General features: G+C 66.2%; 18 protein-coding genes. 8 read left to right on the top strand and 10 right to left on the bottom strand.

Annotated elements, in window-relative coordinates:
• Positions 1-562 precede the first annotated feature (562 nt).
• Genes AC5RT8_RS15300 through AC5RT8_RS15315 form a run of 4 tightly spaced genes read right to left on the bottom strand, consistent with a single transcriptional unit; the run spans position 563 to position 5,923 of the window.
• Positions 563-2,422: an IucA/IucC family protein gene (locus AC5RT8_RS15300; protein ID WP_494096574.1), complete on the bottom strand. Its 1,860-nt coding sequence runs from the start codon at positions 2,420-2,422 to the stop codon at positions 563-565.
• Positions 2,419-2,958: a GNAT family N-acetyltransferase gene (locus AC5RT8_RS15305; protein WP_494096575.1), complete on the bottom strand. Its 540-nt coding sequence runs from the start codon at positions 2,956-2,958 to the stop codon at positions 2,419-2,421. The genes AC5RT8_RS15300 and AC5RT8_RS15305 overlap by 4 nt, the downstream gene beginning before the upstream one ends.
• Positions 2,955-4,376, bottom strand: coding sequence for a lysine N(6)-hydroxylase/L-ornithine N(5)-oxygenase family protein (locus AC5RT8_RS15310; protein ID WP_494096576.1), 1,422 nt, complete (start codon positions 4,374-4,376; stop codon positions 2,955-2,957). The genes AC5RT8_RS15305 and AC5RT8_RS15310 overlap by 4 nt, the downstream gene beginning before the upstream one ends.
• Entirely contained in the window at positions 4,373-5,923 is a 1,551-nt protein-coding gene (locus AC5RT8_RS15315; RefSeq protein WP_494096577.1) for a pyridoxal phosphate-dependent decarboxylase family protein, read from the bottom strand. Before AC5RT8_RS15315 ends, AC5RT8_RS15310 begins: the two co-directional genes overlap by 4 nt.
• A 327-nt stretch (positions 5,924-6,250) precedes the next feature.
• Between AC5RT8_RS15315 and AC5RT8_RS15320 the strand changes: the two genes are divergently transcribed.
• Together AC5RT8_RS15320 and AC5RT8_RS15325 are read left to right on the top strand one after the other, a co-directional pair.
• Positions 6,251-6,694, top strand: coding sequence for a hypothetical protein (locus AC5RT8_RS15320; protein ID WP_494096578.1), 444 nt, complete (start codon positions 6,251-6,253; stop codon positions 6,692-6,694).
• A gap of 107 nt (positions 6,695-6,801) precedes the next feature.
• Positions 6,802-7,107 (top strand): hypothetical protein, encoded by a 306-nt coding sequence (locus tag AC5RT8_RS15325; protein ID WP_494096579.1) that lies wholly within the window; start codon positions 6,802-6,804, stop codon positions 7,105-7,107.
• A gap of 8 nt (positions 7,108-7,115) precedes the next feature.
• On the opposite strand, the gene AC5RT8_RS15330 is transcribed toward AC5RT8_RS15325, so the two are convergent.
• The gene (locus AC5RT8_RS15330) at positions 7,116-8,018 is read right to left on the bottom strand and encodes an RluA family pseudouridine synthase (RefSeq protein WP_494096711.1); all 903 of its coding nucleotides are present in this window, start codon (positions 8,016-8,018) and stop codon (positions 7,116-7,118) included.
• Positions 8,019-8,145: 127 nt separating this feature from the next.
• Between AC5RT8_RS15330 and AC5RT8_RS15335 the strand changes: the two genes are divergently transcribed.
• A complete protein-coding gene (locus AC5RT8_RS15335) occupies positions 8,146-9,690 on the top strand; it encodes a SulP family inorganic anion transporter (RefSeq protein WP_494096580.1) in 1,545 nt (514 codons plus the stop codon).
• 33 nt (positions 9,691-9,723) lie between these two features.
• Here AC5RT8_RS15335 and AC5RT8_RS15340 read toward each other — a convergent pair whose 3' ends face one another.
• Together AC5RT8_RS15340 and AC5RT8_RS15345 are read right to left on the bottom strand one after the other, a co-directional pair.
• Positions 9,724-10,593 carry a serine/threonine-protein kinase gene (locus AC5RT8_RS15340; RefSeq protein WP_494096581.1) on the bottom strand — a complete coding sequence of 290 codons (870 nt, stop codon included), beginning with the start codon at positions 10,591-10,593 and terminating at the stop codon, positions 9,724-9,726.
• Positions 10,594-10,728: 135 nt separating this feature from the next.
• Positions 10,729-11,247, bottom strand: coding sequence for a MarR family winged helix-turn-helix transcriptional regulator (locus tag AC5RT8_RS15345; RefSeq protein ID WP_494096582.1), 519 nt, complete (start codon positions 11,245-11,247; stop codon positions 10,729-10,731).
• Positions 11,248-11,412: 165 nt separating this feature from the next.
• Between AC5RT8_RS15345 and AC5RT8_RS15350 the strand changes: the two genes are divergently transcribed.
• From AC5RT8_RS15350 to AC5RT8_RS15365, 4 genes are read left to right on the top strand one after another with little or no spacing between them, the layout of a single operon-like run.
• Positions 11,413-12,561, top strand: a complete 1,149-nt coding sequence (locus tag AC5RT8_RS15350) for an ABC transporter substrate-binding protein (protein ID WP_494096583.1) — start codon at positions 11,413-11,415, stop codon at positions 12,559-12,561.
• Positions 12,562-12,571: 10 nt separating this feature from the next.
• On the top strand, positions 12,572-13,651 hold the full coding sequence (locus AC5RT8_RS15355) for a FecCD family ABC transporter permease (protein ID WP_494096584.1): 1,080 nt from the start codon (positions 12,572-12,574) through the stop codon (positions 13,649-13,651).
• Positions 13,648-14,553, top strand: a complete 906-nt coding sequence (locus AC5RT8_RS15360; protein ID WP_494096585.1) for an ABC transporter ATP-binding protein — start codon at positions 13,648-13,650, stop codon at positions 14,551-14,553. Before AC5RT8_RS15355 ends, AC5RT8_RS15360 begins: the two co-directional genes overlap by 4 nt.
• A complete protein-coding gene (locus tag AC5RT8_RS15365) occupies positions 14,550-15,917 on the top strand; it encodes a hypothetical protein (protein ID WP_494096586.1) in 1,368 nt (455 codons plus the stop codon). Before AC5RT8_RS15360 ends, AC5RT8_RS15365 begins: the two co-directional genes overlap by 4 nt.
• Positions 15,918-16,103: 186 nt before the next feature.
• On the opposite strand, the gene AC5RT8_RS15370 is transcribed toward AC5RT8_RS15365, so the two are convergent.
• Entirely contained in the window at positions 16,104-16,523 is a 420-nt protein-coding gene (locus AC5RT8_RS15370; protein WP_494096587.1) for a GNAT family N-acetyltransferase, read from the bottom strand.
• A gap of 68 nt (positions 16,524-16,591) precedes the next feature.
• Positions 16,592-17,188 carry a LysE/ArgO family amino acid transporter gene (locus tag AC5RT8_RS15375; RefSeq protein ID WP_494096588.1) on the bottom strand — a complete coding sequence of 199 codons (597 nt, stop codon included), beginning with the start codon at positions 17,186-17,188 and terminating at the stop codon, positions 16,592-16,594.
• A 69-nt stretch (positions 17,189-17,257) separates the two neighbouring features.
• On the opposite strand from AC5RT8_RS15375, the gene AC5RT8_RS15380 reads away from it, so the two are divergent.
• The gene (locus AC5RT8_RS15380; RefSeq protein ID WP_494096589.1) at positions 17,258-18,124 is read left to right on the top strand and encodes a LysR family transcriptional regulator ArgP; all 867 of its coding nucleotides are present in this window, start codon (positions 17,258-17,260) and stop codon (positions 18,122-18,124) included.
• Between the two features lie 46 nt (positions 18,125-18,170).
• Here AC5RT8_RS15380 and AC5RT8_RS15385 read toward each other — a convergent pair whose 3' ends face one another.
• The gene (locus AC5RT8_RS15385; RefSeq protein ID WP_494096590.1) at positions 18,171-18,563 is read right to left on the bottom strand and encodes a VOC family protein; all 393 of its coding nucleotides are present in this window, start codon (positions 18,561-18,563) and stop codon (positions 18,171-18,173) included.
• Positions 18,564-18,586: the final 23 nt, after the last annotated feature.

Raw genomic sequence — 18,586 nt, forward strand, 5'->3', positions numbered from 1 at the left:
CTGCGGGGCCTGGAACGGCGGCAACGAAATTTCCGCGCTCGCAGAGCTCGCGGGAAATATTAAAGCCGCCTTCCTCCAGGCCCCTCCGGTGTCACCGGTGTCGCCGCACCTTCTTGGGCACTCCGGGTCGCCCCAGTCCCCGGGCCCCGGGCTCCTGCCGTTTGCCCGGATCCCTGCGTTTTGTCCGGATGCGTGCGGGGTGCGGCGCAGGGATTGCCACAAACCGAAGGGTTTTGCCCAAACCGAGGGGATTGCCGATACCGGCGCGGAAAGCGCCGGCCCTTCAACGTCGGCGCCAAACCGCCCCCGATCCCACGGCCCCCGGGTGTTTGAGCCGCCGGGTTGCTCCGAGGTGAGCCGGTTTTTGCGCCGTTATGGGAGAAATCTGCCGGTTTGGGAAATCCCTGCCACTGCGAAATGGAGCGATTTCCCAAACCGGCAGCAGATTCCCAAACCGGAAGGGAAATGGAGTGCCCCCTGGCCGCTCTCCGGTGATCGGTGCCGGGCCTAATGGTGGGCGCGGGGCGGCAACCCTCCGGTTTCGGCGGCCCACCCCGCAGGTTTACCCGCGGAAAGCCGCCAGAGGGTTGGAGAGACGGCCGGAGAACTGCAGGCCGCCGGACGGGTCGGAAAGGTCCAGCATCTGCTGGTTGTTGCGCAGCTGCAGACGGTTCAGGCAGGAGAGGGGGAAATCCTCGGCGAAAAGGTCTGACGCAGCGAACTCAGCTGAAAGTTCCGGATGGTCTGCCTGGTACTGCCGCACGGTGTCCGCCACTTCGGCCCAGAATTCCTCCTGGGGGAGGATGCCGTCCTCGTGCAGGATGGCGGAAAGGAAACGGAAGAAGCAGTCGAAAACGTCGGTGAAGACGGAGAGGACCTTTTCATCGGCGGGAATCTGCACCCGCACCCGGGCGGCTTCCTTCGGCAGGGGCACCTTGTCGCCCATCACCACGATTTCCTCGGCAATGTCCTTCATGAAAACCCGGTGCGGGACACCGTCGCCCAGTACCAGGATCAGGTTCTCGCCGTGCGGCATGTACGCGAGATCGTAGGCGTAGAAGCAATGCAGCAGGGGCACCAAATACGCGTTGAGGTAACGGCCCAGCCATTTCCGGGCGGGCAGCCCGGACCGACGGATCAACTCGGACGCGAACGGCGTCCCGGCGGCGTCGGTATGCAGCAGGGACGCCATGGTGGCCAGCTGTTCGCCGTCGTCAAGCTGGTCCACCGGGCTTTCCCGCCACAGGGCCGCGAGCATCTTCCGATAGGGGGAGCCCTTGGGGGCCGCGGCGTCGTAGTACTTGTTGGTGTAGCCGACGGCGGCGACCTCGCGCAGGAGGCGGAAACCGGCTGCCTGGAGCGTCGGGTCGGCACGGACCAGTCCGTCCAGCCAGTCGTTGATGGCGGGAGTGGTCACCATGTACTCCGGGGAGAGGCCGCGCATAAAGCCCATGTTGACTACGGAGAGTGCGGTCTTCACGTAGCAACGGAAGGGTGCATCGCGGTTGAAGAAGGTGCGGATGGACTGCTGGGCCTGATAGGTGTCCCGGCCCGTCCCCAGGTACACGATGTGCTGTTGGGCGAGGTCCGCTGCGAAAGTGACGCTGAGTTTGTTCTGCCACTGCCAGGGATGCACCGGCATCAACAGGTAGTCTCCGGCCGCGAGCCCGGAGGCGTGCAGTGTGGACTCGAACCCGGCAAGCGTTGCGGGCCCCAGTTCCTCTTCCAGATGCATCCGGTAGTCGAGCCCCGCCGCAGCCGTAAACCGGGTGCGGTCGGCACGGACCGCGATCCATTCCAGCCGGATCGGTGCGCCGGCTTCGGGGGCGTAGGCAAGGTAGTCGCCGGAGCCGAACCCGAGTCGGCCGTTGTTGGCCACGAAGCAGGGGTGGCCTTCGGTCATGGACCGTTCCACGGCCTGGAAGTCCTCGGCCGGATCGTGCCCGGCGGTGATGCCGGAAGCCAGGAGCTCCGAACCCGGAGCGTCGGGGGCGTCCTTGAAGGCCGCGGACGCCAGCGTGGAGGAGATTTCCTCCAGATAGACCGGCAGCATCTGCTCGTTGATGCCGAGGGTGCCGGCGAATTCAGTGATGAAGTCCAGGGCATCGAGGCGGGTTGCGCTGCCGTTGACCTCGCGGTGAATGCTGTCTGCGGGGATGCTCCAGTGCTCCAGCATCAGCCGGGCGGCACGGAACCGGTAGACGGCAGTGCCGTCGTCCGAGACCAGGCGGAACATTCCTTCCTGCCCGGGCTCCGGTGCGGGACGAAGGATGCGTTCATGGGAGAACTCCGCAATCGCCTTGCGGATCAGATGGCGGTTCGCGCGCTCCCAGCGGCCGGGCGTCAGGTGTGCGGTGGCCGGCGCCGCTGGCAAGGATGCAGCCGGTTCAGCAGCAGATGTCGGTTCAAGAACGGTGGTCACGGGGTAACTCCTTGGAGTGCGGCTGCAAACCCGGCGCGGGTGCAGAAACTGAGGCGGGCTTCCTTGTCCGGCAGGGACACGATGCGGTCCGGCTCGAAGCCGAAGCGCGCATTGAGGCCGGCAATCTTGGTGTTGCGGATGTCAGGTTCCACGACTATCCGGACGGTGGCGGGATCACTGAACAGGAACTCGAGCACGGTGCGGAACACCGCGGACGTAAAACCGGGGCGCGGCTGGTCCGGTGGTCCCACGAGCAGGTGCATTCCGACGTCGCCCGCCGCCACCGGATAGGTGCCGGCGAGGGGGGAACGGGCCGGATCGTAGCTTTCCATCAGGAAGGCCGGTTCCTCCGCCCCGGTCTCGAATCCGAGCCAGGCCTGGTGATGCGGGTTCGCCGCTATGCCGGCGTATTCGCGTTCGACGTCGGCAACGGAGGCCTCGAGCATGCCCCAGAACCGTGCGTAGTCCCGGGTCATCCAGCTATGCAGCACCGGGGCGTGCCGGGCGGCGTCCACGGGGGTAAGGGTGAAGTTCACTCGCGAACCTCTCCGGAAGCAGGGCTGCCTTGCGCGGTCACGCCGAAATCCTGGAACGTGATGCCGGTTTCGACGGGATAGGCCTCCCGGCCGAGGATTTCGCGGATGATGGCCGAATTGCGGTAGGCGGCCATGCCCAGGTCCGGGGTGACGAAACCGTGGGTATGAAGCTCCGCATTCTGGACGAAGATCTCACCCGGTTCGGTGCCCACCCCGTACCAACGGTCGACGTCGAACCGGCCGGCGCCGTCGCGCCGAATCCGGTCGGTGATACCGGCCAGAAACTCCGGTTCGCGGTAGGCATAGCCGGTGGCCAGGACCACGGCGTCGGTCTCCAGGGAGGACGTGCGCTGCTGTTCGGCATGGTGCAGCTGCAGGGTGGTGCGCCCGGCGGCCGCATCGAAGGTACCGCCGCACAGTTCCATGTGGGTCAGCAGCCGGGTGGCCGGTTCCCCGTTCAGGCTCTTCGCGTAGAGGGTGTCATAAATGGTGTTGATTAGGTCCGAGTCGATGCCTTTGTAGAGGTTTTTCTGCTCGGTCACGAGCCGGTCCCGGGTGGCTGCGGGCAGGGCGTGGAAGTAGTCAACATAGTCCGGCGAGGTCATTTCCAGGGTGAGCTTGGTGTACTCCAGCGGGAAGAACCGCCCGGAGCGGGTGACCCAGTTCAGTTCGTAGCCGTGGGCGTCCATGCCCTCCAAGAGGTCGAGGTAGATTTCCGCGGCGCTCTGGCCGGAACCGACAACGGTGATGGACCGCTTCTGCTGCAGTTCCTGCCGGCGGGAAAGGTAGTCGGCGTTGTGGAGGACGGTTGCCCCGCTCTCCTGCAGGGCGGCGGCTGCGGCCGGCAGGTAGGGCTGGGTTCCGGTGCCCAGGACCAGCCGCCGGGTGCGGTAGGTGCGGGGGCCGCCGGCAGTCCGGGCGGTGACTTCGTAGATCCTGCCGGGGCCGGAGCCGGAACCGGAACCGGAACCGGAGCCGGAACCGCCGGAGGCCACATGGCGGATTCCGGTGACGTGTTCACCGAACCGGACGTTGGGCAGCTGCTCCGCTACCCAGCGGCAGTAGGCGTTGAACTCCGCCCGGAGGGGATAGAAGTTCTCGCGGATGTAGAACCGGTACAACCGGTTGGTCTGTTTCAGGAAGTTCAGGAAGGAGTACCGCGAGCAGGGATCCGCGAGCGTGACCAGGTCCGCCATGAACGGCACCTGCAGGTGTGCGGACTCGAGCATCATCCCCGGGTGCCAGTTGAAACCGCTGCTGCTGTCCAGGAAGAGGGCGTCCAGGCCCGGCAGCGGATCGGTCAGTGCCGCCAACCCGAGGTTAAAGGGCCCGACGCCGATCCCCAGCAGGTCGTAAATGTGTCCCGGCTCGGGGACTCCGGTGCCGGGGCTGCCGCTGGTACTGGTGCGGGCGCTCATGCTTCAGCTCCGGCAAGGTAGGCAGAGCCGGTGCGGCCGATCTGCTCCAGGATTTCCTGCATGTCCGCCAGAGTGGTGTCGGCGTTGAGCAGGGTGAACTTCAGGTAATGCCGGCCGGCGACCTTGGTGCCTGCCACGAGTGCTTCGCCGGAGGCGGAAAGCGCCCGCCGGATGTGCAGGTTCACCGCGTCGAGCCTGTCCTCATCCATGGGCCTGCCTTTCGTCCCGGCCGGCCGGTAGCGGAAGACCAGGGTGCTCAGCTGGACGGGTGCGGCAGTTTCGAGCTGCGGGTCGGCCTCGACGGCGAGCCCGACGGCGGCGGCCAAGTCAATGGCCGCGTCCAGGAGTGCCCCGACGCCGTCGGCCCCCATGACGCGCAGGGTAAGCCAGAGTTTCAGCGCATCGAAGCGCCGGGTGGTCTGGATGCTTTTGTCGACCTGGTTAGGGATGGACTCCCGGGCGGCGCTCTCCGGGTTCAGGTAGTCGGCGTAGTAGGTGACGTGGTCGAGCATTGCGCGCTCGCGGACCAGGACGGCGCTGGAGCTCACCGGCTGGAAGAACGTCTTGTGGAAGTCGATGGTGACCGAGTCGGCAGCGCCGATCCCGTCGAGCAGGTGCCGGTGGCGCCGGGAGGTGATGAGCCCTCCGCCGTACGCCGCATCCACGTGCAGCCAGGCCCCGTACTGTTTCGCGATCCGGGCGGCCGGCAGCAGCGGGTCGATGCTGCCGAAATCAGTGGTTCCGGCCGTGGCCACTACTGCCATTGCCTGCTCGCCCCGGGCGGCGCTCGCCGCCAGTGCTCCTTCCAGCGCCCGCGGGTCCATCCGTTGGTTTGCGTCGCACGGGACCGGGATGACGGCGTCGTACCCCAGGCCGAGGATGGACGCGGATTTGCGGACGCTGAAGTGGCTTGCTTCGGAAGCGAAAATGCGGAGGCCGCCGAGCAGCTCGGGAAGCCGCCGTGCGCGCTGTTCCGGGTGTTGGCGCAGTGCTGCCACAGCCCTGTTGCGTGCCATCAGCAGTGCCTGCTGGTTGGAAGCGCTGCCGCCGCTGGTGAAGACACCGTCCGCGTTTGAACCCAAACCGAGCCGGTCCGCGGTCCAGCGGATGAGCCGCTGCTCGACCAGGGTGGCGCCGGCGCTCTGGTCCCAGGTGTCCAGGGAGGAATTGACGGTGGAAAGCACGGCTTCTCCCACCAGCGCCGGAATGACCACCGGGCAGTTCAGGTGCGCGGCGTATTTCGGGTGATGGAAGTACACCGCGTCCCGAAGGTACACCGATTCCAGCTCAGCCAAGGCTGCGGCGGTATCCGGCAGCGGCGTCTCCAGGTCAACGGCTTCCACCACGGGTTTGAGCTCTGCCGGGGAGACGCCGGTGAACGGTCCGTCGGCTCTGCGAATTGCGGCGGCAGCAGCTTCCACGCCCTGGAGCATCTGCTCGGCATAGCGGGCACTGTTTCCGGCGTTGAGCAGATGCCTGCCGGCGAGCGCCTCATCAACACGGATACGGACATCGCCGGAAGGTTCGGCGTGGTGCAGCAAGGACACTGCTGACTCCCTTGAATTGCATTTTCGGAAAGGTAACGAGGAAACACTGGACCACCCCGGGCAATTACGTCAATATTTCGTGACCTAATTCGGAAAGTGCCGGGAATTCGCGGGTTGGGCGCTGTCACAGTTATTCCCTAGGCCTTTTCGGCAGGCATAATGACGCGCGAGGACGGGCTTTTCCGGAGCCTGCGGTTGCAGCGGGCGGCGGAACCGCAGGGACTGCACCTGGGCCGCCGGGTGGCATGAGAACCGCAGGATCAGTAGGCTTACTAAATGGGCCGCAGATTCGGTGGCCCGGTTTACCGGACGTGAAAGGCATGGTTGATGACCGAGCAGAGCATTCCTGATCCCGAACTGGGCGACGATCCGGTTCTCGCCGATGACGTAGCTGCAGTTGCCACCCCGGACGAACTGACGGTGGTGTCCGAAGACGAGCTGCTGGAGCAGGACGAACTGGTGGACGCCGAAGACCTGACCTACCCCGGCGCAGCGGAGGACAACCCCGACAACTGGCAGGAGGACCCGCTGATCCGTGAAGAGGCACCCCTGAACGAACCGGGCGAACTGTCGGATCAGACGCTGCGCGACGAAACCGCCGATGAGCGGTTCCTCGAGGGCGACTCGCAGATCCCGCCGGAGGAACCCACCATTGGCCAGGCCGCCGACGACGTCGACTTCGGTGATCCTGCCGCCGACGACGCCAGTGACGATCCGGCCCACCGCGGCGGCGCCACCCTGGAAGACTTCGACCCCGAAGAGCAGATCTGAGCGGACACACCCGCAGCTTTTCTCCCCCGGGTTCGGCACCTCGGTCCCCAGGACCGGTGCCGGGCCCGGCGGCGTATCCGGGTCCTGCACGGCACTAGGCTGGTTCCATGCCTTCCTTCCGCGTCCAGTTGAACATCCTGGGACTGAAGCCGGGCAACCCGCCGGAAGCAGTAATGGAAACAGCCGTCGCCGCGCTGGCCACCGCACACCATGTGGAGGCCAACCAACTGGATATCGTCTCCGGGGTTCCGCGGATCACCCTGCGTTTCACGGTGCCGGATGACGAGTGGTCCGTGGAAAACTCCCGGGCACGCCGAGCCGCCATCAACATGCGCGCGGCCGTGGAGGAAGTGGCAAACGGGCAGGACCTGCGCGTGCTGCGGCGGATGCGAGGACGCTGGACCGTGCTGTAAAACCGGAATCAGCCGGGGAAGGCACCCAGAGCAAGCCGGCTGCGGTACTCCACCGGCTCGCGGGTCAGCGGATCCGTGAACCGGACCGAGCGGGCCAGCAGCTGCAGCGGCTTGGCGTAATCGTCAGGGGCTTGGGGCAGCAGCTCCGGATAAAACGAATCGTTCAGGATCCCGATCCCCTGCGAAGCCATATGCACCCGCAGCTGATGGGTCTTCCCGGTATGCGGCAGCAGCCGGTACCGGCCCCGCCCGCCGCGGCTTTCCAGCAGCTCGATCCGGGTCTCCGCGTTCGGCTCGCCCTCGATTTCCTGGGCCAGCAGATAGGTGCGGGACTTGATCATCCGGCTGCGGACAGTCCGGGGCAGCTCAAGGTCCTCCCGGATTGGCGCCACCGCTTCGTATTCCTTGCTGATCCGGCGCTTCTCGAAAAGCGTCTGGTACTTGCCCCGGGTCTTCGGGTTGGTGGAAAACAGCAGCACTCCGGCGGTCATCCGGTCCAGCCGGTGCATGGGAATCAGGTCCGGAATCCCCAGGGAGACCCGCAGCCGCACCAGGGCCGACTCGGCCACGTACATGCCGCCCGGCGTCGTCGGCAGGAAATGCGGCTTGTCCACCACCAGAAGGTCATCATCCTGGTGCAGGATGCCGATCTCCACCGGGATCCGATCTTCGGGCGGAAGCTCGCGGTAGTACCAGATGAAGGTGTGCTCGGTCAGGGGAGTGGAGGCGGTCAGCGGAACGCCGCCCAGACCCACCACTTCACCGCGCTCGAACCGGTCCACAATGCCGTCCGGGTCCACATGGCCGAACCGTTCGAGTACGTAGTCCATGGCGGTGTCCCACGGCCCTTCACCGGGAAGGCGCAGGCGGGTGGCGTTGACTCCGTTGCGCACGGGAAGCGGGGACTGCATCACGCTTTTCAGGATATCGCGCGGGCAGGCTTAAATTGGGCTGGGCAGTTCCGCGCAGAAACGGGACCGCACCCTCGACAGCCAGGCAGCCTCTGCCGCACAAGAACTTCATCCGAAACGGAGCCCGGTGGCCACCACACCAGTTCACTCACCTTCTGAGCCGACGGAGACACCAGCGCCGGCTGCGGTGCTGACACCCGAGGAACGGCAGTCGGTCCTGCGCACCCTGCGTTCGCCGAAACTGCTCAGGACCGAGGTACTGGCCGGGCTGGTGGTCGCCCTGGCGCTCATCCCGGAAGCCCTGGCCTTCTCCGTCATTGCCGGAGTGGACCCCAGGATCGGCCTGTTTTCCGCCTTCACCATGGCGGTCACCATTTCCTTCCTCGGCGGCCGTCCGGCCATGATTTCCGCCGCCACCGGCGCCGTCGCCCTGGTGATTGCCCCGCTGGTGGCCTCCCACGGAGTGCAGTACATGGTTGCGGCAGTGCTGCTCGCCGGTGTCCTGCAGGTGCTGCTCGCGGTGCTCGGCGTGGCCAAGCTGATGCGCTTCATCCCGCGCCAGGTCATGGTGGGCTTCGTCAACGCGCTGTCCATCCTCATCTTCATTGCCCAGGTGCCCGAGCTGCTGGGAGTACCGTGGCTGGTCTATCCGCTCACCGCCCTGGGGCTGCTCATCGTCTTCGGATTGCCGAAGCTGACGACGGCGGTGCCCGCCTCGCTGGTGGCCATTGTTGTCATCACCGCGATCACGGTAGCCGCGTCCCTGTCCGTCCCGACGGTGGGGGACAAGGGCGAACTGCCGGACAGCCTGCCCTCGCTGCTGCTGCCCGATGTTCCCTTCAGCCTGGCCACCCTGCAGGTGGTTTTCCCGTATGCACTGGCCGTTGCGTTCGTGGGGCTGCTGGAGTCACTGATGACCGCCAAGCTGGTCGACGACGTCACGGACACCCGCTCCAACAAGACCCGCGAAGCCTGGGGCCAGGGGGCAGCGAACCTCGTGACGGGATTCTTCGGCGGCATGGGCGGCTGCGCGATGATCGGCCAGACCATGATCAATGTGAAAGGCTCCGGCGCCAGGACCCGGATTTCCACGTTCCTCGCCGGAGTGTTCCTCCTCCTTCTCGTGGTGGTCCTCGGGGATGTAGTGGCACTGATCCCGATGGCTGCCCTGGTGGCCGTCATGATCTTCGTGGCCGTGACCAGCTTCGACTGGCACAGCATCCGCCCGTCCACGCTGAAAATGATGCCCAAGAGTGAAACCGCCGTCATGCTGGCCACGGTGGCGGTGACGGTCGGCACCCACAACCTCGCCGCCGGCGTCGGCGTCGGCGTGCTGGTGGCCATGGTGCTCTTCGCGCGGCGGGTGGCGCATTTCGTCACCGTGGACCGCACCGTCACCGGAGAAGGGCCCGAGGCCACCGCCGTCTACACGGTCAACGGCGAACTGTTCTTTGCCTCGTCGAATGACCTGTACTCGCAGTTCGAGTACGCCCTCGACCCGCACCTCGTGGTCATTGACCTCAGTGCCTCCCACGTCTGGGACGCGTCCACGGTTGCTGCCCTCGACGCCGTGACGGAAAAATACCGCAGGCTCGGAACCGAAGTGCGCATCACCGGGCTGAACGACGCCAGTGTGCTGATGCGCGACCGGATGACCGGGAAGCTGGCCTAGCGGCTGCCGGCGCAGGCGGCTGCGGGCTGCGGCTCAGGCCGCGGCTGCGGGCGCCTGCTCGTGCTGCAGGGATTCCAGTGCGACCCTGCAATGCTCGGCGGTGGGCCGTTCGCCCGGAGATACGGAGGTCATTGCCGACAGCAGCGACCGCCAGCCGGGCGGCAGAGTGGACGGGATTTCCGGTCCGCGGACCGTCCGGACCACCATGGATTCGATCTGCGGCAGGTCAAAGGCCCGGACGCCCGTCAGGCATTCCAGGAGGACAAGTCCCAGCGAGTAAATGTCCGTGGCGGGGGTCAGCGGTGAGCGCCGCACCTGCTCGGGACTCATGTAGGGCAGGCTTCCGTAGGACGGCGCTTCGGTCCCGTGCTCCTGGCGGCTGACGGCGATGCCCAGATCGGTGATTTTGGCCTGGCCCGTGGCGGAATCCAGCAGGATGTTCGAAGGCTTCACATCCCGGTGGATGTATCCGGCGGCATGCACGTCGCCGAGCCCTGCAGCCAGTTCGGCCCCGAGCCGCGCGGTGGCGGCGGGCTGCAGCCCGCCGGTGAGGCCCTGCCGAAGATCCGTTCCCCCCACAAGTTCCAGAACCAGGTACGGCGTCTGCATGCCGGTGGCCGGGTGGCTAATGGCGCCCGTGGAAATCATCCGCACCACGTGTGGGTTATCGACGGAACGCAGCGCGGCTGCTTCCCGGAGTGCTTCATGTCCCTCCGGCGCGTGTCCGAGCGGCGCAGAAAAGATCTTCACGGCCACCTTTTCCAGCGAGGCCAGGTCTGTGGCCCGCCAGACGTAGGCCGCGGTGCCGCGGCCGATGGGTTCGTCCAGGCAAAACCGTCCGTCGATGAGGACGTGTGCGCTGAATCCCGAGGTGTCGGTTGGTGATCGAGAATATCCGCCCATTGCCCCGCCCCTTCAGGTTCGTTCCAGAATGCCTAGCCTGTCTAGATAGTAGTTCAGCTAACAATAAGGTGGGCAGGGTGCTGCGGTCCAGCTGTCGGGAAGAAAGCGGCCGGGATGCGGAACATCCCGCAGAGGTTACGGCTGCGGATTGGCTTCGCGGGGCTCGTCCAGCGCCTGGCGCAGGCGGTCCATGAAGCCGATGACAATTTCGGCTTCCTGCGGGGAAAGGTCAGCTGCAGCCTGCATCATGCGCCGGTGCATATCGCCGACTGTGTGGCGCACATCGTTGTCCGAGGCGTCGGTGGGGACGATCTCCCAGGCGCGGCGGTCGTTGGGGCGGGCCCGCCGCTGAACGTATCCGCCGCGTTCCAACCGGTCGATAAGTGCCGTGGTCGAAGCAGTGGAGATGCCCAGCAGCCGGCTCAGGTCCTTGGGTCCAAGGCTGTCTCCGGCCTGCCGGGCCTGCATGAGGAAGCGCATGGCCAGCAGGTCGTTTTCATTCATCCCCATCGCATCCTGTGTCCGGCGTCGAACCAAAGTCTCGGCGGCGCGGTAGCTACGCACGGCGTCCAGCACGTCGCGGGCCCGGGGGTGTTCCGGATCGGGGCCGTACCAATAGCCGTCCTGTTCCGACGGTCGCTTTGGGGTGTCCATTTGACCAATCCTAGCCTTGCTGGATGCTAGGCCGGCTAGGGATCGGTGCGACGGATTTCACAGCGTAATTAGGGCATAAAAACGTGCTCTAATCTCTTCGGGTGTGGTCAGATGTTAGGTGTCCATTTAGGTAATCCTTACCTACCGCCTGCGATAGGAACGTCCTTGACTGCACCCGATACCTCCCTGCCCGGCCCCATCTCCGGACCCTCGCGCCGCAATATTCTCGGCGGAGCCGGGCTGGGGTTCCTGGCATTGGCCCTCGGGGCATGCTCGTCCCGTGAAACGGTGGGAGCCGCAGGCGGGGCTGCCGCAGCCGGCGGTTTCACCGTGACGGATATGCGAGGCGTCCAGGTGTCCTTCGACGCACCCGTCCAGCGCATCGCCACCACGGTCATCCCATCCCCGTCCATGCTGACGGCTGTGGACGGGGGCTACGGAAAGATCGTCGGCATCAACGAATCCACGCTCCAGGCGAACCAGCAGGGCCTGTTCGGCGAGATGTTCCCCGAGTCGAAGAAGACCACTACCATTGCGCCGTCGAGCTTCACCCCCAACATCGAAACGATTACCACGCTGGAACCCGACGTGGTGTTCCAGTGGGCGGACCAGGGCGAGGGGCTCGTGGAGCCGCTGGAAAACGCAGGTTTCAAAACCGTCTGCCTGCTCTACGGCACGCAGGAATACCTGGAAACCTGGATGTCCCTGTTCTCCACCATCCTCGGCAAGCCTGAACGCGGCACCGAAATCGTGGACTGGATGCATGCCGAAATTTCCCGGCTCAAGGAGGAGCTGTCTTCGGTGGACACTCCGGTACGCGCGGTTCACCTGGGCCAGTCCGGGGACGGCTATTCGGCCTCCAACAAGTCCTCCTACATGCACTACTGGATGGAGCTGGCGGGAGGGCAGAACATGGCTGCGGATAACCTTTCGGCCGAGAACGTGGTCAGTTCAGAGCAGCTGATCGACTGGGATCCCGAAGTCATTACGCTGGGCGGCTTCGATGTCCGCACCCCGGCTGAGGTCTACGCGGATAAGTCGCTCGCCTCCGTGTCCGCCGTGAAAAACCGCCGTGTCTACAAGGCGCCGCTGGGCGGGTACCGCTGGGAGGTTCCCTGTGCCGAATCGCCGCTGATGTGGCAGTGGGCGGCGGAGGTATTCCATCCGGGCCGCAGCAAAAACACCCTGCGTGCTGACATGAGGGAAAAGATTGCGTACCTCTACGGCTACGAAGTCAGCGAAGCCCAGATCGATGCCGCCCTGCGGCTGGACCTGAACGGTGCCAGCGTTGGCTATGACGTCTTCCGCGGCTGAGGTGCGGACAGTGTCCGCCGCTTCTTCCAACGCTGATGCCCCGACGTCGTCGTCCCGGCGCCGCCGGCTGATCCTGCCGCTGTGTGTCCTGATTCTGTGCGCGGTGGCCCTGGTCTCGATGGCGGCCGGCCGGTATTGGGTGCCGCCGAACGAAATCCTGCGCATCCTGTTCAACGAAATCACCACCCTCTTTGGCGGCGAAGGCATGGTCCGCCGGACCTGGACCGAGCAGGAAGCCACCGTGGTCCTGGATGTACGGCTTCCGCGCGTGCTGCTGGCCTTCCTGGTGGGCGGGGCGCTTTCGCTCGGCGGTGCCTGCCTGCAGGCCTTGTTCCGCAACCCGCTGGTCAGCCCGGACATCATCGGTGTGACTGCGGGGGCGTCCTTTGGCGGTGTGCTGGTGCTGACCCTCGGCCTGTCCGGCGGCTGGATGGTCGGCGGCGCCTTCGGCTTCGGGCTGGCCGCACTCGCCGGCGTCCTGCTGCTCGGCCGGCTGGGCGGACGGGACAACGCCATGCTGATGATCGTCCTGGGCGGCATTGTGGTGGCGGCGTTCTTCAACGCGCTGGTGTCCTTCATGACCTACCTGGCCGACCCCTATTCCGAACTGCCCTCGATTGTGCACTGGCTGCTCGGGTCCATCGCCGCGGCCAGCTACGACAAGGTGCTCACCGCACTCGTTCCGGTGGCCATCGGCGCGGCGATAGTCCTCGCCCTGCGCTGGCGCCTGAATGTGCTGTCCCTGGGGGACGACGACGCCGCCGCACTGGGCGTCAATCCGCAGCGTTCGCGGGTGGTGCTTTTGTGTGCCGTTGCCCTGATGACGGCCGGCACCGTGGCCGTGGCCGGGGCCGTCGGTTGGGTGGGACTCGTAGTTCCGCACCTCGCCCGGCTCTGGGTGGGGCCGGACCACCGGATCCTGCTGCCGGCGTCGTTGCTGCTGGGCGGCACCTACCTGATGCTCATCGACACCCTCAGCCGCTCCATCAGCAGCAGCGAACTGCCGCTGGGGATCCTCACCGCCATCATCGGCGCTCCGGTCTTCGTGGTGCTGCTGGCCCGTTCGCAGAAGAAAGCCGAGCTCTCATGACCGTCCTATCCCGGCCCCGCCCGGTTCCACATGACCGGATGGCGGGCAGCCCGGCCGTCGGCTCCGCACCCTTGATGCAGGCCACCGACCTCGGGTTCCGCTATTCCCGGCTGCGCCCGTGGCTCTTCCGGAACCTCGGGTTTTCCCTGGAACGCGGAGAAATCCTATCCATCCTGGGCCCCAACGCCCGCGGGAAAACCACGCTGCTCAAATGCCTCTCCGGGCTGCTCGCCCCGCGCGAGGGCACGGTCCACAGTGCCCCCGGCATCGGTTACGTACCGCAGGACCACGGCGCCGGCCCGTCCTTTTCCGTTTTCGAGATGGTGCTGATGGGACGTACCCGGCACCTGCGCGCCTACCAGACGCCGCGCCGAGAGGACCACGACGCCGCTGACGCGGCCATGGTTCGCGTGGGAGTGGCTGACTGGGCCGGGCGCGACTATTCTACCCTCTCCGGCGGGCAGCGCCAGCTGGTGCTGATTGCCCGTGCCGTGGCATCCGGCTGCGACCTGCTGATCCTGGACGAACCGGCGTCGGCACTGGACCTGAATAACCAGTCCCGCGTGCTGGCCGTGCTCACCGGCCTGGCGGCCGAGGGAATGGGAGTCATCATGACCACCCACCACCCCGACCACGCGCTGCATGTGTCCCGCAACTCGCTGCTCTTTGTCGGCAGCCACGACGTGCGCTGGGGACCCACCGAGGAACTGCTCACCGGTCCCGCACTCTCCGAGGTGTACGGGCTGCCCATCTGCACGCCGACCGTGGGTACGGTGTCCGGCGAACGCGTGATCGCGGTGCCGGATTTCGGACCGTCCTGCCGGGAATGCCCGGTACCCGGAGCGGTGGGGGCTCCGGCACCGTCTCCCGTGGACATCTCCTTTGGAAAGGAACAGCCGTGATTATCCGATTGATCGGCGGCACGCCGATGCGCGGCCAGACCGACACCACCTGGCGCGGCCGCATTTCGGACGCCGATGCGTATGACCTCGACGACGACGCTGCCCGCGCCCGGATCCTTTCAGCCAACGGCCTGGTGATCGGCGGCGGCGTGGACCACCTGCTGCTGGGCCGCTACCGGGAGGAACTCACTGAGTATGTCCGCGCCGGAGGCCGGGTACTGGTAAACGCGCAGGTAGTGAAGCCGTTCATTGACGGGTTGGCGGTCTGGCGGAAGCTCGAATTCCGCGGCGCGCAGGACGTCCGTCCCCATGCCGTCTCGCCGCACCCGGTATGGGCGGGCATTGATTACCGGGACCTGCACTACCGGACCGGAGTGCCCGGAACGCACAGCTACGAACGGTTGGAAGAGATTGGCGTCGCCGGTTTCTATGGCCGCGGCTACCACTTGGACCTGCCCGAGGGGGCAGCCGTGGTGACCGGAATCGGGCAGTACCGGCTACCGCTGGACTACAGCTACCGGCTCGGCGCCGGGGAAGTGCTGGTCCACGGCGGCAATGACCTGGAAAGCTTCAGCGATGACCGGTACAGCACCGGTGTGCTCGGACCGAACCTGGTGCAATGGCTGCAAGGTGGGCGGGGTGCCGGGTTCCTTGTAACGGACAGCGCCGCACCCGCCGGAAGCCCGGCCCCGGTTGCGCCCCGCGCCGCTGTGGTGGCGCCCCGGGATGAACAGGCCCCGCGGATCGGGCTGCTGCACTGCGGAGCGTTCCAGCCGCTGCGGACTCTTGCCGATCCGGCTCTGGCACCGTACCGGCTGGAATCCGTGCATTTGCCGGAGGCCGACCCGGCTGCACTCGCGGACCTGGATGTGGTGCTGGTCAGCGACCGGCTGCACCAAGGCCAGCTTGCCCGCTTTGTTCCGGCAATCCTTGACGCGCTGCAGGACCCAGACAAGACCGTGATCGTGCTGGGCGAGAACAAGGTGGAACAGTGGCTGCCCGGCGTCGGTTACACCTTCCGCCCCACGGTGTTCTGGATGTGGCGCACAGGCGAGGACAACGGCACCCGGCTGCGCCTGCCCGAGGATACGCTCTGGGAGTTCTTCACGCCGCGGTCCGTGTCCTGGCATCACCACGGACTGCTGCATCCGCGCCCCGGTGCCCGTTCGCTGGTGGTGATGGAGGAGGACGGGGCCGAGTCCGGCTCGCTGCTGTACGTGGATGAGGTGAACCAGCCGGCCCGCCTGCTGGTGACCACGATGGACCCGGTCTATCACCACGGATCCGGCTTTATGCCCGGTGCATCCCAGCTGCTGTACTCGCTGCTGCGCTGGGTCACCGCCACGCACGGGGCACGGGCTTAGCAAAGCTGGACCCCCACGCGCCTCGGGCCTAGTGAGACCGGACCCGGGGTGCTGTGCCCCCTTTGCTTCCGTTTGCCCGCACGCCGTCCCACGATTGTTGCTCCTGTTAGCTGCTGTTACAACGGGAGCTAACAGCAGTACCACCCGGTGGGATGCTGTGTTCGGACTGTCGCTGGGATATCGGGTTTACAGTGTCAGAGCCATACCCAGTGAATCCGGAGCCGTTTCCCGGAACCCGCGCCGGCTATAGAGGCGGCGTCCCGGCGGGTCTGCCATCAAGGTGACCCAGGCGCCGGTCGGAGCTTCGGCGCGGATGTGTGCCAGCAGCTCGGTGAGTATCCGGTCGCCCAGGCCCTGTCGCTGGTGTTCCGGCAGGACGGCCATATCCGCAATGTGGAAGTACCAGCCGCCGTCGCCGATTACCCGGCCCATGGCGACCGGAGTGCCGGTTGCCGTCTCTACGATATGGACCGCAGCCCAGCTGCCGGGCAAGGCCGCTTCGGCCTGGTCTGTGCGCTTAGGACTGAGTCCGGACTCAGCGCGCAGCCGAAGGTAGGCCTCCACGGGCGGTGCTGTCTTGATCAGGCGGTATGTTTCGGTCGTCACGGAGGAAATGCTCCCATGCCCGGTGTCAGGCACCAGTCCGGCACCGTGATTGTTACGGCCCGACAGTGTCAGCCCAGCACCAGCCGCACGGCGAGGACCAGCATCACGACGCCGATCAGCAGGTCCACAATCTGCCAGGTGCGTGGGCGGTTCAACGGTCCTGACAGGGAACGGGCACCGTAGCCCAGAGCGGTAAACCAGAGGACGCTGCCCACAGCGGCCCCGCCCGCGAAGACCCACCGGAGGTCCGTACCGTACTGGTTGGCCAGGCTGCCCAGCAGCACCACGGTGTCCAGATAGACATGCGGGTTCAGGAACGTCAGGGCGAGGGTGGTCAGGATGACGGTGCTCTTGGCGCGCGGTGCCTGTGCTTCCAGCGCCGACGGCCTGACCGCGGAGATCAGCGAGCGGATACCCCACCAGGCCAGATAGGCGGCGCCGCCCCAGCGCAGGATTTCCAGGGCCGCGGGGAAACGGGACACCAGTGCCCCGATCCCGGCGGTGCCGCCGAAGATCAACAGCGCGTCGCTGACGATGCAAAGGGCCACCACCACACCGATGTGTTCCCGCCGCAGCCCCTGCCGCAGGACAAAGGCATTCTGCGCTCCGATGGCCACAATCAGTCCCAGGCCCGTGACCATGCCGGTCGCCCAAATACTTAACATGCCCCGACGGTATCCAGCGGGCTTGGTTCAGACAAACGAATCTCTTGAACGGTGCATTAGGTTTGCTTCATGAACTTCGAGCATCTGCGCGCACTGTCCGCCGTCGTCGACGAGGAAACGTTCGAAGCGGCGGCGGACCGGCTGCGTATCAGTCCTTCCGCCGTGAGCCAGCGCATCAAGGCGCTGGAAAGCTCTGTGGGCCACGTCGTCGTCCGCCGTGGTTCGCCGTGCAGCCCGACCGAGGCGGGTGCGGTCCTGCTGCGCATGGCCCGGCAGGTGCAGCTGTTGGAGGGGGAAGCCCGCCACGCGCTTTCCGGGGGCGAGTCGCCGCGGACGACGACGCCGCTGGCCGTTAACGCGGACTCCCTCGCCACGTGGTTCGTGCCGGTCCTTTTCGAAGCAGCCGAGTGGACGGACAGTACCCTGGACCTGCATGTCGAGGACCAGGACCACAGTGCCCGGCTGCTGCGTTCGGGGGATGTCATCGGGGCGATCACTGCCGACCCCGCGCCGGTCAACGGATGCCGGGTCGAGGCGCTGGGCACCATGCGGTATCTCCCGGTGGCGACGCCCGGCCTGCGGGAGCGCTTCGCCCGTGAGGGAGGAATCGACTGGGCTGCCATGCCGGTGGTGCAGTTCAATGCCAAGGACGACCTGCAGCACCGGTTCCTGGACGCGCGCAGCGCTGGCGGGCGTCCGCCCCGGCACACCATCCCGTCCTCGGAAGCCTTCCTGGCGGCAGTCCGTGCCGGACTCGGGTGGGGCATGCTGCCGGAACTGCAGTTGGGCAACGACCTCGAGGACGGGACGTTGGTGCTGCTTGATGAGCGCGCCCATGAGGATGTGCTGCTCTACTGGCAGGCCTGGAAGCTGGACTCGAAACGGCTGCACCGCATCAGCGATTCCGTGCGGCGGGCTGGACGTACCTTGAGGTGAAGGGGTCCCGGACCGGCGGCCCGGCAGCCGTGCGAAGCGGTATCGCTCAGTGCACGAACAGGCAGAAAGGATGTCCGTCCGGGTCCAGGAACACCCGGACGTCCTCCTGCGGCTGATACTCCGCGGCCACGGCACCGCATGCGGCGGCATGGGCGGAAGCTCGGCTCAGATCATCCACCGCGATGTCCAGGTGCATCATCATCTGCTGGCTGCCCCCGGTAGAGGGCCACACCGGGCGCACATAGTGCTCGTCGATGTGGAAGGACAGCCCGGGACCGCCGGACGGATTCTGCAGCACCACCCAATCCGGTTCCGAAGTTCCCGTCTCCCACCCCAGGAGCTGCGCGTAAAAAGCGGCGAGTGCCCGGGGATCCGGGGAGCTGATGGTTGTCGCGGACAGCTGCAATCCGCCTGCGGGGGAGCTGGGTTCACTGGTCATGCGGAGCATTCTGCCATGGCGCT

Source organism: Arthrobacter sp. Ms25 (assembly GCF_059090365.1).